The organism is Amycolatopsis taiwanensis DSM 45107, from assembly GCF_000519205.1.
Taxonomy (GTDB): Bacteria; Actinomycetota; Actinomycetes; order Mycobacteriales; family Pseudonocardiaceae; genus Amycolatopsis_E; species Amycolatopsis_E taiwanensis.
In genome coordinates, this window is sequence record NZ_KI912599.1 from 189,069 (window position 1) to 203,592 (window position 14,524).

14 protein-coding genes are annotated in these 14,524 nt (G+C 69.3%); 10 read left to right on the top strand and 4 right to left on the bottom strand.

The window, feature by feature from the left end:
- Positions 1 to 35: 35 nt before the first annotated feature.
- Both A3CU_RS54960 and A3CU_RS0138465 read right to left on the bottom strand, forming a co-directional pair.
- Positions 36 to 1,406, bottom strand: a complete 1,371-nt coding sequence (locus A3CU_RS54960; RefSeq protein ID WP_027946718.1) for a cysteine desulfurase-like protein — start codon at positions 1,404 to 1,406, stop codon at positions 36 to 38.
- Positions 1,407 to 1,485: 79 nt separating this feature from the next.
- Positions 1,486 to 2,358 (bottom strand): LysR family transcriptional regulator, encoded by an 873-nt coding sequence (locus A3CU_RS0138465; RefSeq protein ID WP_043843953.1) that lies wholly within the window; start codon positions 2,356 to 2,358, stop codon positions 1,486 to 1,488.
- 137 nt (positions 2,359 to 2,495) lie between these two features.
- Between A3CU_RS0138465 and A3CU_RS0138470 the strand changes: the two genes are divergently transcribed.
- The 3 genes from A3CU_RS0138470 to A3CU_RS0138480 are packed head-to-tail and all read left to right on the top strand — an operon-like array spanning position 2,496 to position 5,487.
- Positions 2,496 to 3,341 (top strand): sugar phosphate isomerase/epimerase family protein, encoded by an 846-nt coding sequence (locus A3CU_RS0138470; protein WP_027946720.1) that lies wholly within the window; start codon positions 2,496 to 2,498, stop codon positions 3,339 to 3,341.
- Positions 3,342 to 3,390: 49 nt separating this feature from the next.
- Positions 3,391 to 4,161 carry an SDR family NAD(P)-dependent oxidoreductase gene (locus A3CU_RS0138475; RefSeq protein ID WP_027946721.1) on the top strand — a complete coding sequence of 257 codons (771 nt, stop codon included), beginning with the start codon at positions 3,391 to 3,393 and terminating at the stop codon, positions 4,159 to 4,161.
- 33 nt (positions 4,162 to 4,194) lie between these two features.
- Positions 4,195 to 5,487: an MFS transporter gene (locus A3CU_RS0138480; protein WP_027946722.1), complete on the top strand. Its 1,293-nt coding sequence runs from the start codon at positions 4,195 to 4,197 to the stop codon at positions 5,485 to 5,487.
- A 29-nt stretch (positions 5,488 to 5,516) separates the two neighbouring features.
- Here A3CU_RS0138480 and A3CU_RS0138485 read toward each other — a convergent pair whose 3' ends face one another.
- Positions 5,517 to 6,473 carry a GlxA family transcriptional regulator gene (locus tag A3CU_RS0138485; RefSeq protein ID WP_027946723.1) on the bottom strand — a complete coding sequence of 319 codons (957 nt, stop codon included), beginning with the start codon at positions 6,471 to 6,473 and terminating at the stop codon, positions 5,517 to 5,519.
- A 71-nt stretch (positions 6,474 to 6,544) separates the two neighbouring features.
- On the opposite strand from A3CU_RS0138485, the gene A3CU_RS53185 reads away from it, so the two are divergent.
- The 4 genes from A3CU_RS53185 to A3CU_RS0138505 all read left to right on the top strand — a co-directional run bounded on the left by A3CU_RS53185 (position 6,545) and on the right by A3CU_RS0138505 (position 9,641).
- Positions 6,545 to 6,721, top strand: coding sequence for a hypothetical protein (locus A3CU_RS53185; protein WP_156960770.1), 177 nt, complete (start codon positions 6,545 to 6,547; stop codon positions 6,719 to 6,721).
- 43 nt (positions 6,722 to 6,764) lie between these two features.
- Positions 6,765 to 7,445, top strand: a complete 681-nt coding sequence (locus tag A3CU_RS0138495) for a response regulator transcription factor (RefSeq protein ID WP_027946724.1) — start codon at positions 6,765 to 6,767, stop codon at positions 7,443 to 7,445.
- Positions 7,442 to 8,836, top strand: a complete 1,395-nt coding sequence (locus A3CU_RS48775) for a sensor histidine kinase (protein ID WP_043843956.1) — start codon at positions 7,442 to 7,444, stop codon at positions 8,834 to 8,836. Before A3CU_RS0138495 ends, A3CU_RS48775 begins: the two co-directional genes overlap by 4 nt.
- Positions 8,837 to 9,149: 313 nt before the next feature.
- The gene (locus A3CU_RS0138505) at positions 9,150 to 9,641 is read left to right on the top strand and encodes a methylated-DNA--[protein]-cysteine S-methyltransferase (protein WP_027946725.1); all 492 of its coding nucleotides are present in this window, start codon (positions 9,150 to 9,152) and stop codon (positions 9,639 to 9,641) included.
- Between the two features lie 8 nt (positions 9,642 to 9,649).
- Here A3CU_RS0138505 and A3CU_RS0138510 read toward each other — a convergent pair whose 3' ends face one another.
- On the bottom strand, positions 9,650 to 10,843 hold the full coding sequence (locus A3CU_RS0138510) for a cysteine desulfurase family protein (RefSeq protein ID WP_052372891.1): 1,194 nt from the start codon (positions 10,841 to 10,843) through the stop codon (positions 9,650 to 9,652).
- 218 nt (positions 10,844 to 11,061) lie between these two features.
- On the opposite strand from A3CU_RS0138510, the gene A3CU_RS0138515 reads away from it, so the two are divergent.
- From A3CU_RS0138515 to A3CU_RS0138525, 3 genes are all read left to right on the top strand, one after another.
- Positions 11,062 to 12,177, top strand: a complete 1,116-nt coding sequence (locus tag A3CU_RS0138515; RefSeq protein WP_027946727.1) for a cysteine--tRNA ligase — start codon at positions 11,062 to 11,064, stop codon at positions 12,175 to 12,177.
- Between the two features lie 477 nt (positions 12,178 to 12,654).
- Entirely contained in the window at positions 12,655 to 13,203 is a 549-nt protein-coding gene (locus A3CU_RS0138520; protein ID WP_245617515.1) for an NUDIX hydrolase, read from the top strand.
- Between the two features lie 488 nt (positions 13,204 to 13,691).
- Complete coding sequence (locus A3CU_RS0138525) at positions 13,692 to 14,516, top strand: class I SAM-dependent methyltransferase (RefSeq protein WP_027946729.1); 825 nt, start codon at positions 13,692 to 13,694, stop codon at positions 14,514 to 14,516.
- Positions 14,517 to 14,524 lie beyond the last annotated feature (8 nt).

The following is a 14,524-nucleotide window of genomic DNA, read 5'->3' on the forward strand; positions in this document are numbered from 1 at the left end:
CCTGGGGTGGGGACACGCGCGTCCGAATCGGGAAGTCAGGTGCCTGGGGCGGGGACACGGGCGATGTCGGCGACGGCGGCGAGCAAGCGGTCGACGTCGGAGGCGTTGGTGTAGGGGGCGATGCCGGCACGGACCGCGCCGGTGTCCCCGAGCCCGAGGTGCCGTGAGCATTCCAGCGCGTAGAAACTGCCCGCGGGAGCGTTGACGCCGCGATCGGCGAGTTCGCGGTAGAGCGCCGCCGGCCGCATGCGGTCGAGGGAGAAGAGCACGGTCGGCGTGCGGTGCCGGTTCGGCGAGCCGTAGCGGGTGACGCCCGATATCTCCGCCAGACCGGCATCCAGGCGCCGGAGCAGCGCGTCTTCATGTTCCGCCACGCCGCGCATCGACCGGACGAGGCGCTCGCGCCGGGCGCTGTCGCCAGGTGCCAGTCCGGCTTGGGCGTTGTCGCCGGGTGCCAGTTCGGCTTGGGCGTTGTCGCCGGGTGTCAGTTCGGGTTGGGCGTTGTCGCCGGGTGTCAGTTCGGGTTGGGTGCTGTTGCCGGGTGCCAGTTCGGCTCGGGCGGCGTCGCCGGGTATCAGCCCGGCCAGGAAGTCGATCGCGGCCGTGGTGCCGGCGAGCAGCTCGTAGGGAAGCGTGCCCAGCTCGAACCGCTCGGGCACGGCGTCGGTCGACGGCGCCAGCTTGTCCGGGTGCAAGGCTTCCAGCAGGTCCCTCCGGGCCGCGACGATGCCCAGGTGCGGGCCCAGGAACTTGTACGGCGAGCAGGCGAAGAAGTCCGCACCGAGGTCGGCCAGCCCCACCGGGCTGTGCGCGGTGAAATGCACACCATCCACATAGGACAGAGCGCCGGCGGCGCGGACCGCCGCGGTGATGGCGGGAACGTCGGGCCGGGTGCCCAACAGGTTCGATGCCGCGGTGACCGCGACCAGCCGGGTCCGCGGACAGAGCAGGCCGGTGACGGCCTCGACCGGCAGTTCGCCGGTGACCGCGTCGAATTCGGCCCACCGCACGGTGACGCCACGCGCCTCGGCCGCCTGCACCCATGGCCGGATGTTCGCATCGTGGTCCAGCCGAGTGACCACGATCTCGTCACCGTCGGCCCAGGTTTTGGCCAGTGCACGGGAAAAGTCGTAGGTCAGCTGGGTCATGCTGCGGCCGAATACGATGCCGCCCGGCGCCGCCCCCAGCAGGTCGGCCGCGGCAGCACGGGCCTCGCCCACGATCCGGTCGGCGCGCCGCTCGGCCGCGGTCACGCTGCCCCGGTTCGCGATCGCGGAGGTCAGCGTGGACGCGACCGCCTCCGCCACCGGCGTGGGCACCTGTGACCCGCCGGGCCCGTCGAAATGCGCCGCACCTTCCTCCAGCGCCGGAAACCACTTCCGCACCGCGTTCACGTCATAAGTCACGGTGCCAGTGTTATTCGAAACGTGCGCGCTTAGCCAGACCGCGACATCCGTTGTTATCGACCGGTTGACTCGCGCCTGGTCAGGGCGCCATCGCGAGCACCGAGTCGGCGACGTTCTGCACCACGGTGCGCGTGTTCACCGGCCGGACCAGCCAGGTGGTCATGGCCAGCGTGAGGCCGGCCAACGGCCGCCATGGCCAGTCGGGCAGTTGTTGGGAAGCGGTGTGCCGGCCGACCAGTACCGCATCCGCCCGCACCGCTTCGGCGCAGGCGCGTGCGTGCGCGACGAAATGCTGGAATATCCACTGTGGACGCACATCGGCGGCGCTCGCCGCGGCGATGAGGCTGTCTTGCTGGGTAGGAACCTGTTCGCGCGAGTGCACCAGGACTCGTACCCCGTCCAGATCCGCCAGCCGCCAGCCCTCGTTTCCCGCCAGTGGGTGCCGTGGGCGGACCGCGACCCCGAGCGGTTCCTGCCAAAGCAGCTTCGAAAAGCACTCGCTCGGCGGGACCTGATGCACGATTCCGATGTCGACGCGGCCCTGCCGCAGCAACAGCAGTTGTTCCGTGCTGCCGGCTTCACGGTAGTTCAGGTCGCAGCGCGGTACCTCGCGCTGGATGCGCTCGGCCAGCGACACCAACCAGTCCTCCGGAACTCCGGGAGGCACACCGATCACCACGATCTCTCGTGGCGGCGCCGTGCTCGCGATGACCTCCCTGGTGGAGCGCTCCAAGGCGAGTAGTTGTCGAGCGTGTCCGAGCAGGGCTGAACCCGCGGAGGTGAGTGTGACGCCACGCGGCGTCCTCTCGAAGAGCGGCTGGCCGAGTTGCCGTTCGAGCGCCGACATCTGGCGGGTCAATGACGGTTGCGAGACCAGGAGTTGCGTGGCGGCCTTGTTGAACGAGCCCTGGTCGGCGATCGCCAGGAAGTAGCGCAGCTGCCGGAACTCCATCGAACCTCCAAGGCTATAGCTTGCAAGCATAACCGTGATACGGGGTAGGACTTGGACCAGGCGGGCCGTGATGGCTTCTAATGAGGTGGCGGTGCCCGCCCGGTTCCGTCGAGATGAGCCTGTGACGAGGAAGTTTGATGAAGCTCGGCGTCTACTCGATCTGTCTGCCCGATCTGACCCCGGAGCAGGCCGTGCACGAGGCAAAGGCGGCTACCTATGCGGGAATTGAATGGCGTGTCGGTGTGCTGCCGGACCCTGCCGCGACGCCCGACTTCTTCACCAACAACCGTTGCACCCTCCCGCCGACGCCCGAAGCCCTCGCGCGGACGGCCTCCCGGTGCGAGTCCGCCGGCCTGCGGATCATCGGGCTCGGCACCTATGTCGAGGCCGGTGATCTCGACGGGGTAGCCCACGGCATGGAGCTCGCGCGTGCATGCGGTGCACCATGGATCCGGCTCCGCGCGCCGTGGCGTACCGGGGAGCGCTTCGCCGGCCTGTTCGACCGTGCGCTCGGCTTCTTCTCCGGTGTGGAACGGCTCGCCCGGCGGACCGGGGTCCGTGGCCTGCTGGAGATCCATCAGCGCAGCATCGCGCCGAGCGCGTCCCTGGCCGAACGCCTGGTGTCGCGTTTGGATCCCGACTGTGTCGGGGTCATTTACGACGCGGGGAATCTGGTGCTCGAAGGCTATGAGGATCATCGGATGGCGGTGGAACTGCTCGGCCCGCACCTGACGCACGTGCACCTCAAGAACGCCGCGTTCGACAGGCCCCCTGGTGGCGGAGTGTGGCAACCCCGGTGGACCCCCATGAACGACGGAGTACTCGACGTACCAGCGTTGCTGCGGGTGCTGGTCGAGGCAGGCTACGACGGATGGGTCTCGGTCGAGGACTTCAGCACTGACCGTTCCCCGGTCGAAGCGCTTCATTTCAACGCGGACTTCTTACGCCAGCACGGCGATTTCGAGCCGCCGGTAACGGATTGAGCCGAGCAATGTCCACCCGAACACGTTCTGAATAACACAGAGGACCGGCATGACGAATGAAACTGACCGGCGCGTTGCGCTGGTAACCGGTGGTGCCGGAGCACTCGGTGCCACGATCGGGGCTCGGCTGGCCGCGGACGGTTCCGATGTGGTGCTTGTGGACGTGGATGCCGAGGGGGTCGAACGTGCGGCCGCGCGCCTGCGGGCCGGTACCGGCCGCCGGGTCGAAGGTTGGGTTGCTGACGTGTCCGATGTGGACTCGGTTCGACGGACGATTTCGCGCCTGCGTGACGAATTCGGGCGGCTCGACCAGTTGGTGAACAACGCCGCGGTGAACCGGCGCGCCGATCTCGCCTCGGTCGGCCAGCAGGACTGGGAGCTGGTGATGCGGGTCAACCTGTGGGGACCGGCGGTGCTGTGCCAGGCCGCCGTTGAGCTGTGGCAGGCCGCCGGAACCGGGCGCGTGGTGAACATCTCCTCGCGCACCTGGCTGTCCGGCGGGCCCTTGGCCTACACCAGTTCCAAGGCCGGACTGGTCGGCCTGACTCGCGCGCTCGCTCTCGAACTGGCGCCGCTGGGGGTCACGGTGAACGCGGTCGCGCCGAGCATGGTCGTCACCCCATTCACCCGGCAGGGTCGCAGCGAGGACGAGTTCGCGGAATTCCTTGCCCGCCACCAGCGGATGACCCCGATCCAGCGGCTCGCGACCCCGGAGGACGTGGCCAATGCGGTCGCGTTCTTCGCCTCCGAGCAGGCCGCCTTCATCACCGGCGAAGTGCTGCACGTCTGCGGCGGTGCGCAACTCGCCCCCGCGCCCTGAGCCACCCGATACCTCAACGCAGAGGAGACAACAGTGACGACTACCAACCGAAAACCATCGTCCACGGTCGTGGAACCCAGCAACCGGCGCGCCTGGGCCGTGCTCGCGGTGGTCATCGCGTGTTCGGTGGTCGTGTTCCTGGACAAGGCCCTGCTCGGTCTGGTCGCGCAGCCGCTGAAACAGGACCTCAACCTCTCTTCGACGGAGTTCGGTTCCATCAGTGGCGCGTCCTACCTGCTGTTCGGCATCACCTGCCTGGTCGTCGGGTTTCTCGCCAACCGTGTTTCACCCCGATGGGTGCTGCTGGCCTGCGGCCTGATGTGGGCGCTCGGGCAGATACCGGCGCTGTTCGCGGTCACCGGCGGAATGCTCTACGCCAGCCGGCTGGCGGTTGGCGCGGCCGAAGGCCCCGCACAGCCGATGTCGCACGTCACGGCATATTCGTGGTTCCCCAACCATCGACGTGGCCTGCCGGCCTCGCTGATCACCAGTGGCGCCTCCATCGCCAAGATCGCCTTTGCGCCGATCGTCACGCTGATCATCGTCTCCTTCGGCTGGCGCGCCGGATTCGTCACCGTCGGCCTGCTCGCGCTGGTCTGGAGTGCGGTATGGCTCGTGGTCGGCAAGATGGGCCCGTACTCCACCGCTTCCGAACTCACCACCACCGTGGAACCGGCCGAGCGGGTTCCGTGGCGTCGTTTCCTCTTCAGTGGCACCTTCATCGGCGCCCTGCTCGCCTATTTCACTCAGGGCGCGCTGGCCGCGGTGATCTTCACCTGGCTGCCGTCGTACTTTCAGCACGGGCTCGGGTTCTCCGCGACGACTGCGGGATCGCTGTTCGGCCTCCCGAGCGCGATGGCGATCGTCGCGCTGCTGACGGTGGGCGCGGTCAGCGACCGCATGCTGCGCCGTGGTGTGCGGTCCCGGGTCGCGCGCGGCCTGTTCGGCGGTGCGTGCCTGATCTTCGCGGGCCTCGTGCTGTGCCTGCTGCCGTGGATCCACAGCCCGGTACTGGCCGTGATCACGTTGATGATCGGTTATGGCGTGTCCACCACCGTGCAGGCGACCAGCAACCCGGTGGTCGCCGAGATCGTGCCGCCCGGCCAGCGCGCCGGAGCCCTCGGCGTGTTGACCGCGCTCGGCACGAGCGCCGGCGTCCTCAGCCCGATCTTCACCGGTAAGCTGCTCGACTCCGCCGCGACCCCGCAGGAGGGTTACACCCTCGCGTTCCTGGTGTTCGGCGGCCTCGTCGCCTTCGGTGGACTGTGCTTCGCGCTGCTGACGAATCCGGAGCGCGACATCCGTCGCCTGGGTCGCAAACGGTAACCGATCACATCCTGTCCGGATCGTGGAGTTCAGTTTGCTCCCGACGGCGCGAAGGTCCTGCGGTAGTCGGCGGGCGAGACGCCGACGATCTTGTGGAAGTGGTGCCGCAGCAGGGCGCCGGTGCCGAACCCGCACCGGCGCGCGATCTCCTCGATGCCGAGGTCGGTGGTCTCCAGCAGGGTTCGTGCGTGCAGCACGCGCTGGGTCGACAGCCAGCGATGCGGCGTGGTGCCGGTCTCGGCCACGAACCGCCGCGCGAAGGTCCGCTCGGACATCGCCGCCCGCCGCGCCAGCGCGGCGACGGTGTGCTCCTCGGTCAGGTGATCGAGCATCCAGTTGAGCACGGGTTGCAGGCTGTCGCCGCGGCACTCGGGAATCGGCAGGTCGATGTACTGCTGCTGCCCGCCTTCTCGCTGCGGTGGCACGACCATCCGCCGCGCGATGGCGTTGGCGACCTTGGTCCCGAGTTCGCGGCGCACGAGGTGCAGGCAGGCGTCGATGCCCGCGGCGGTGCCGGCGCTGGTGATCACGTCTCCCTCGTCGACGAACAGCACGTCCGGGTCGACCTGCACCTTCGGGAAGCGTTCGCGGAACTCCTCGATGTAGCGCCAGTGCGTCGTGCAGCGGCGACCGTCCAGCAGGCCGGTCGCGCCCAGCAGGAACGCGCCGCTGCACACGGAGAGCAGCGTGGCGCCGCGGCTCCTCGCGTCCCGGACCGCGTCGACCACCGCGGGCGGGTGGTTGTCGCGGATCCCGGCCGGCAGCGCGACGAGGTCCGCGCCGTCCAGGCCGTCGAGCCCGTGGTCGGGAAGGACCCCCATGCCGACGCTCGACCGCAGCGGCCGACCGGCGTGCTCGCCGCACACCCGGAACTCGAAGGGCGGCACGCCGTCGTCGGTCCGGTCGATGCCGAACACCTCGCAGATCACGCCGAACTCGAAGGGAGTGAAACCGTCGATCAGCACGGCGGCCACTGTACGCAACATGGCAGCATTTTAGCGTAGACCGGCAGAACTGCCACTGTTGGCAGGAAGTTATTGGTCGGAAACTTCTTGCCATGACAACCTTGATAGTTTTCCTGATCCTCCTCGGTGGCATCGGCGCGGCCCTGGAGTACAACCATCGCCGCAACCACCCGAGCCTCCCGGCCGGCAGCACGAATTTCGACGACCGCGACCAGGTCAGAATGCGACAGGAATTGCGTATTCTCACCCGAAACGGGCACGGGAGCTAGCCCGCTCGATTCCGCCGGGAATCGAAAGAGTCACAATGAGCCCATGCTGGTCCTGGTGGTTGACGACGATTCCGATGTCCGGGACAGCCTCGCGCTCAGCCTGGAGTTCGAGGGATACGCCGTGGCGACGGCGCCGGACGGTGCCGAGGCCCTGCGCCGTGCGGCGGCCGACAAGCCCGATCTGATGATCGTGGACGTGATGATGCCCGGGGTGGACGGGCTGGAGGCCTGCCGGCGCCTCCGGGCCGCGGGCAACCGGGTGCCGATCCTCATGCTTACCGCGCGCGACGCGCTCGGCGACCGGGTCACCGGGCTGGACGCGGGCGCGGACGACTACCTGGTCAAACCATTCGCGCTGGAGGAGTTGCTGGCCCGGGTGCGCGCGTTGCTCCGCCCCGCCCGGCGCCAGGAACGCCCCCAGCCACCCAGTGAGCAACTGCGGTTCGAGGACCTGACGCTCGATCCCGGCACGCGCGAGGTGTTCCGCGGAGACCGCCCGATTTCGTTGACCCCGACCGAATTCGATCTGCTCAAGCTGCTCATTTCGGCGCCGCGCCAGGTGCTCACTCGTACCCATTTGCAACGTGAGGTCTGGGGGCACGAGCCCAACACGAACAATCTGGACGTGTATGTCGGCTACCTGCGCCGTAAAACCGAGGCCGGCGGCGAGCCGCGGCTGCTGCACACCGTGCGCGGTGTCGGATATGTGTTGAGATCGCCGTGAAACCCACCGGGAAAGCGAAGGAGCGCAGGCTGCTCCTGCGCAGGCGGATCGCGCTGACCACCGGGTTGATCGTGGCCACCGCGATCCTCGCGGTGAGCGCCATCGCCTGGCTGGTGACCGACGACAACCTGCGCGGTGAAGTGGACCAGGCGCTGCTCACCCGGCTGCCGCAGCCCGGCCGGCGAGGGCAGTTGCCCAAGTTCGACGGGCTCTGCACCAATCCCGACAGCCAGCCCCTGCAACGGTTCACCGAGGGGGTGGAGCTTTTCAACCCCGACGGCAGCGTGTGCGCTCCGTCCTCTTTGGACAAGGTGGTCAAACTGCCGGCCGACGGCGCGGTGACCGCCCCCGCGCTGCGCGACGGCGTCACCGTTTCCGGGGTCAAGGTGCGCGTGCTGCTCTACCCGATCGGCAACGGCCGGGTCGTGGCGGTCAGCCGTCCGCTGACCGACATCGACAACGCGCTCAACCAACTGCGCAACGCGCTGATCGTGACCGCCCTGCTCAGCGTGGCGCTGGCCGGGACCGTCGCGCTGCTGCTCACGCGCGCCGCACTGGTGCCCGTGGAACGACTCACCGAAACGGTTGAACACATTGCGCGCACGGAGGATCTCGAAACACCCGTGGATGTGACCGGCCGTGACGAGGCGGGCCGGCTCGGCCGGGCCTTCACCGCGATGACGGCCGCCCTGTCCGATTCCCGCCGCCGCCAGCGGGACCTGGTCGCCGACGCCGCGCACGAGCTCCGCACCCCGCTGACCAGCCTGCGCACCAACGTCGAGCTTCTCGCGCGCAGCGAGCAACGCGGCCGCCCGCTGCCGGACGGGCATCGCGCCAAGATCATGGCCAGCCTGCAGTCGCAGACCGTGGAGTTCAGCGCCCTGGTCGAGGAACTGGTCATGCTCGCCCGCGACGAGCGCGAGCTGAGCCGGGTGGAGGTCGACGTGGACGACGTGCTGGCCCGCGCGGTCCGACGGGCCGGCAGCCGCGCCGGCGGTCACCGCTTCGACGTCGAGGTCGCGCCGTGGCAGGTCATCGGTGACCCGCCCTCGCTGGAACGGCTGGCGTTGAACCTGCTCGACAACGCGGTGAAGTTCTCGCCGTCCGGGTCGACGATCGAGGTGCGCAGCGCGCCGGGCTGGCTCACCATCCGCGACCAGGGCCCCGGCATCCCGGCCGAGCATCGCGAGCACGTCTTCGACCGGTTCTGGCGATCCCCGGAAGCGCGCGGTATGCCCGGTTCCGGGCTGGGCCTGGCGATCGTCGCCAACACGGTCACGGCGCACGGCGGCACGGTCGAGATCGTCGAGCCGCCGGACGGGCGCGGCTGCTGCGTGCGGGTCGAGCTGCCGGTGCGGCCCGCGGCCCGCGACGGTCAGGAAATCGGGTAGGCCACGTCGGCCTACGACGGGGGTCCGCTGGTGGCGTCACCCGTCGCCTGCCCAGTTCGGCCGCGAGCGTAGGCGGAATGCGCGCCATCACCACCGGCATGGCGCCCGCGACCGCCGCCGCGAGCCGATCGTGCTCAGCCATTATGATCTCCCTTGCACGTCGGTCAGCGAGCGGAGACTACCGCGCAGGTCCGACAAAATCGGCGCGCGTCAAACCTCGTTCCTTTCGGCGTGGATGGTCGTGGCGGATTTCCGCCAGCCATGGCGATATCCGGGTGGGCATCATGGGAGTGTGCACCGCAAACGCGAAGGGATGACCATGTCACACACCACTATGGACAGTCCCGTCGGTCCGCTGACGCTGGTCGCCGCGGGCGGCGCCCTCACCGGCCTGTACATGGACCGGCAACGTTACCGGCCATCGGAAGAGACCTTCGGCGATCGTGACGACGAGCCGTTCGCCGGCGCGATCCGGCAGCTGGAGGAGTATTTCGCCGGTAAGCGCACGGACTTCGACCTGGACCTGGCGCCGCGGGGAACCCCGTTCCAGCGCACGGTGTGGGCCGCCCTGCGCGAGATTCCGTACGGAGAGACGGTCTCCTACGGCGAACTCGCCGGGCTGATCGGGCGCCCGGGCTCGGCGCGGGCGGTCGGCGCGGCCAACGGCCGGAACCCGATCGGCATCATCGTGCCCTGCCACCGGGTGGTCGGCTCGACCGGCGACCTCACCGGCTACGGCGGTGGCCTGGACCGCAAGCGGCACCTGCTCGATTTCGAACGCCGCGCCGCCGTCGTGTCCGGTTAGGACAGTCGTCAATAGCGGGCATGGCTTCGGGCCGCCGCGACGATCAGCTCCGCGGCCCGGTCGAGTTCGGCCCGCGTGCTCCAGCGACCCAGGGACAGGCGCAGCGCGGACAGGCTGCGGTCGGCGTCGAAACCCATCGCGGCCAGTACCGGGGAAGGCTCGTGATCCCCGCTGTGGCAGGCGGAACCGGTCGACGCGGCGATCTCCGGCACGGCGGCGAGCAACTCGTGTCCGGTGGTGCCCGGAATGCTGACGTTGAGCGTGTTCGGCAGGCGAGCCTCGACCGGCCCGTTCAGCAGCACCCGGCCCGGCAACCCCGCGCTGAGCTGCCCGTGTAGGTGGTCCCGCAGGCGCCGGATGCGGTGGTGGCCGGCGGCGGCGAGCTCGTGGGTGGCGACCTGCGCGGCGGCGCCGAGGGCGACGGCGAGCGCGACGTTCTCGGTACCCGCGCGCAGCCCGTGCTCCTGCCCGCCGCCGTAGATCAACGGCTCCAGCGGCAGGCCCGGCCGCAGGCACAGCGCGGCGATGCCTTTGGGTGCGTACATCTTGTGCCCCACCACGGTCAGCAGGTCCACGCCGAGCCGGGTCGCCTCGATCGGGATCTTTCCGGCCGCCTGCGCGGCATCGCAGTGGAACAGCGCGCCGTGCCGGTGCGTGATCTGGGCGAGCTCGTCGACGGGCTGGAGTGCGCCGGTCTCGTTGTTGGCCAACATGATCGAAACGAGCACGGTTTCCTCGCTGAGCGCGGCGTCCAGGTCGGCGGGGTCGACCAGGCCGTCATGGCTCACCGGAAGGTAGGTCACCTCGACGCCGTGCCAGCGGCTGAGAGCCTGGCAGGTGCGCAGGATCGCGGGATGCTCGGTGCACTGGGTGACGATCCGCGGCCGGTCCCATCCGGAGGCGAGGGCGACGCCGCGTAACGCGAGGTTGTCGGCCTCGGATCCGGAGCCGGTGAACACCACGAGCGCGTCCGGCGCGCCCACCAGCGTGGCCACCTGCTCGCGGGCTCGCTGCAGCGCCGAGCGCGGCACGACGCCGTAGTGGTGATCGCTGGACGGGTTGCCGAACGCCCCGCCCAGGAACGGCAGCATCGCCGTCGTGGCGGCGGGATCTATCGGCGTGGTGGCGTTGTAGTCGAGGTAGATCGGGCCGTAGGCGAGTCCGTCCCGGACCGTGGAGACGCGCCCTTCCGCGGAGTCCATGACGCGCACCTCCTCGCCCTGCCTTATCGGGCTTGTCGGGGGCCCCGCTGGTCTGCGGGCTCACCACAGGCCCGGACCCACGAGCCCCAGACCCAACTATTCCACTCGAAGATTGGCGCAGCAGGGCTGAACGGCCACCCGTCGCGCCGCTTCGGCATTGACCGGCCGTACCCACCGGACGCACGATTTCGGTGAGTAACGACCACGATGGAGGCGAGATGGCACACTCGGCCGGAATGGTGCTGGCGGGCCGCCGATTCACGCTGCTGGACCGGGCGCGCATCTACACCTGCGGGATCACCCCCTACGACGTGACCCACCTCGGCCACGCGTCGACGTTCGTCTGGGTGGACACCCTCGCCCGTGTGCTGCGGAAGTTCCTCGGTGTCGAGCCGATCGTGTGCCGCAACGTGACCGACGTCGACGACGTGTTGAACGCCGCGGCCCTACGCGCGGGAACGCGCTACGACGATTTCGCCGCGTTCCAGCAGTTCCAGTTCGAAGGCGACATGTCGGCACTGAACGTCCGCGCGCCCGAGCACGAGCCGTGGGTGCACCGGTACATCGGCGCGGTCGTCCGGCTCGTCGAAGCCCTGGTGGCGGCCGGAGCCGCCTACCCGCGCGGAGGCAGCGTCTACTTCCGGGGCCGGCAGGTGCTCGGGCGCTCGGGGCTGGCCGAGTCCGAGGCGCTGAAGCTGTCCGCCGAGTACGGGGGCCGCCCCGACGACCCGGCCAAGGACGATCCGTTCGACGTGGCGGTGTGGCAGGCCGCCGAGCCGGGGCATCCGGCGTGGCCTTCGCCGTGGGGAGACGGTCGGCCCGGCTGGCACGCCGAATGCGCCGCGATGGCGATGTCCGTGTTCGGGCCCGCCGTCGACGTCCACGCGGGCGGGGCCGACCTGCGCTTCCCGCACCACGCGTACCACGCCGCCATGGCCGAGACGTTCAGCGGCGTGGCGCCGTACGCGCGGGCGTGGTTCCACGCCGGGACGGTGACCGTGTCCGGCGCCAAGATGGCCAAGTCCGCGGGCAACCTGGTGCTGCTTTCCGACCTGCTGGCCGAATGGCCCGCCGCGGTGGTGCGGGTGATGATCCTGGATCGGCCGTGGGCGCGGACCTGGGACTACCACCCGGACCTGCTGGCGCATGCCGCCGGACGGCTGGAGGACCTGCACCGCGCGGCCGGGCGCAGCGCCGGTACGAGTTCGCCCGCGCCCGACGAGCTGCGCCGGGTGCTCAGCGAAGATCTCGACGTGCCCGCCGCGCTCGACCTCGCCATCGAGGCGGGCGGCGAGGCGGCCCGCACCCTGATTCCCGCCCTCGGCCTAACCTGACGCCCGAACCCCACCCACCCCACCCCAGTACTCGCCTCCTCGACCCCAGAACTCACCTTCCTGAACCCGGAACTCGTCTCCCCGACCCCGGAACTCGCCGTCCTAAACCGGAAATTCGCCGTCCTGAATCCGGAACTCGGCTTCCTGGACCGGGGACTCGCCGTCCTGGACCCGGAATTCGCCGTCCTGGACCCGGAACTCGGCGTCCTGGCCGGGAACTCAGTGTCCTGGACCCGGAACTCAGTGTCCTGGACCGGGGACACGCCCGAGCCCCGGCGTGTCCCCGCTCCAGGCGTCTGTGTGCCCGCTCCAGGCGTCTGTGTCCCCGCTCCAGGCGTGTGTATGCCCGGTTCAGGGGCGTGTGTTCTGGGTTCAGGGGCGTGTGTGCCGGGTTCAGGCGTCCGAGTTCCGGGGTTGGGACCGTCGGTGCAGGAAAGTAGTCGGGGCGCCGGGGACGAGGCACTAGTCTTGTCGGGCGTGACCCCACTCGAGACTCTGCTGGCCCGGTTCTGCCCTCAGAACGAGAACGAGGCCGCCGACGTGGCGCGCATCCACGAACTGGTGGCCGCGACGGACGATCCGTGGCAGCGCTCGATTCCGCTGCACATCACGGCTTCCGCGATGATCGTGCATCCCGCCACCGAGCGGGTGCTGCTGCGCTGGCACCGGCGGCAGCGCGCGTGGCTGCAGGTCGGCGGGCACGGCGACGAGGGGGAGACCGACCCGGTCGCCGTCGCGCTGCGAGAAGGGCGCGAGGAGACCGGGCTCGAGGATCTCGTTCCGTGGCCCGATGCCGCGATCGTGCATGTGGTGATCGTTCCGGTGCCGGCGACGACGGACGATCCCGAGCACGAGCACGCCGACGTGAGGTTCGTGCTGGCCACGGCGAACCCGGACGCCGTGCGACCGGAGCGGCCGGACGCGCCGCTGCGCTGGCTCACCCTGCCCGAGGCACAGGCGGTCACCACCGAGGACAACGTGCGTGAAACGCTTGCCCGCACAGAAAAGCTGTTCTCCTCTCGCTGACTCCACTTCGGACTTGCCCCGCTTTGACCAAGGGCATGGCGGACAGTGGTGAGCAACTCGACCGTGCCCGTCCGGCGTCGGTCCGGCCTTCCCCTCGCGTGTCCCCGGCCCAGGCATCTGTGTTCCCGCTCCAGGAGCGCATGTTCCCACTTCAGGCCCGCGTGTTCCCGGTTCAGGCCCGCGTGTTCCCGCTTCAGGACTGTGTTCCCGCTTCAGGACTGTGTTCCCGCTTCAGGACTGTGTTCCCGGTTCAGGCGTCTGTGTCCCCGGTTCAGGAGGGGTGTGTCCTCGCTCCAGGAACCCGTGTGCCCGGTCCGAGGAGAGTGTGTTCCGGGCTCAGGAACCCGTGTTCCCGGTTGAGGAGGATGTGTTCCCGGTTCAGGAGTGCGTCGTTCGGGTTCGGGAGGGTGTGTTCCCGGTTGGGGCGCGCATGACCCCCTTGTGTTTCACTGCTTGCGTCGCGTTGGCGTGCAATCCGGAGGTGGACCGTGTCGCTGCCCGCCGTGAGCAGGACGGCCGTGGGCGTAGCGGGCATGCGCGCGCTGGAGAACAACCGGCCGGACCGGTTGTTCGACGACCCGTACGCGCTGGCATTCTTCGAAGCCGGTCGCGCCCTGTACTCGAAACTGGATGACGGCGAGTCGAACTCGACCACCGCCCTCGGCTCGATCTTCTCCGCACAGGTCGCCATCCGCACGCGGTTCTTCGACGACTACCTGCTCGACGCCGCTCGAAGCGGATGTGAACAGGTGGTGCTCCTGGCGGCGGGCCTGGATGCTCGCGCGTTCCGCCTGCCATGGCCGGACCAAGCTCGGCTGTTCGAATTGGATCTACCGGATGTCCTGGAATTCAAGGAGAGCGTGCTGGCGCGCCAGTCGGCGAAGCCGCGTTGCACTCGGACCGTCATCCCGGTGGATCTCCGTGACGAGTGGTCCGGCAAGCTTCTCGCGGCCGGATTCCGGCCCACGAAACCCACCGTGTGGCTCGCGGAAGGGCTGCTCATCTACCTGTCCTATGACGAGGCCGAGCGGCTGCTCATTACCGTCGACGAGTTGTCCGCGCCGGGTAGCCAGGTGTCTTTCGAACATCGTCCCCAAAACGCCGACGAGATCCTCTCGCATGCCCGCGTGGTGCCCGGCGCGGAACATCTGACCAGCCTGTGGAAGGGCGGGTTGGGCGGCCGGTCCGTGGCGTGGCTGGAAAAACGTGGCTGGCAGGTGCGGGCTCACCCGAGGTCGTCGCTTGCCGCCGCGTACGGTCGCCCGTCCGGTGAGACCTCCGACGCAGGCTTCCTCACGGCTACCCGCAATTGATCAAAAGT

What these genes read in the sequence shown, in the direction of transcription:
- A3CU_RS0138465 (WP_043843953.1), bottom strand. Translation starts at nt 2,358, where the DNA reads ATGGAGTTCCGGCAGCTGCGCTACTTCCTGGCGATCGCCGACCAGGGC.
- A3CU_RS0138470 (WP_027946720.1), top strand. Translation starts at nt 2,496, where the DNA reads ATGAAGCTCGGCGTCTACTCGATCTGTCTGCCCGATCTGACCCCGGAG.
- A3CU_RS0138475 (WP_027946721.1), top strand. Translation starts at nt 3,391, where the DNA reads ATGACGAATGAAACTGACCGGCGCGTTGCGCTGGTAACCGGTGGTGCC.
- A3CU_RS0138485 (WP_027946723.1), bottom strand. Translation starts at nt 6,473, where the DNA reads ATGTTGCGTACAGTGGCCGCCGTGCTGATCGACGGTTTCACTCCCTTC.
- A3CU_RS53185 (WP_156960770.1), top strand. Translation starts at nt 6,545, where the DNA reads ATGACAACCTTGATAGTTTTCCTGATCCTCCTCGGTGGCATCGGCGCG.
- A3CU_RS0138495 (WP_027946724.1), top strand. Translation starts at nt 6,765, where the DNA reads ATGCTGGTCCTGGTGGTTGACGACGATTCCGATGTCCGGGACAGCCTC.
- A3CU_RS0138505 (WP_027946725.1), top strand. Translation starts at nt 9,150, where the DNA reads ATGACCATGTCACACACCACTATGGACAGTCCCGTCGGTCCGCTGACG.
- A3CU_RS0138510 (WP_052372891.1), bottom strand. Translation starts at nt 10,843, where the DNA reads ATGGACTCCGCGGAAGGGCGCGTCTCCACGGTCCGGGACGGACTCGCC.
- A3CU_RS0138515 (WP_027946727.1), top strand. Translation starts at nt 11,062, where the DNA reads ATGGCACACTCGGCCGGAATGGTGCTGGCGGGCCGCCGATTCACGCTG.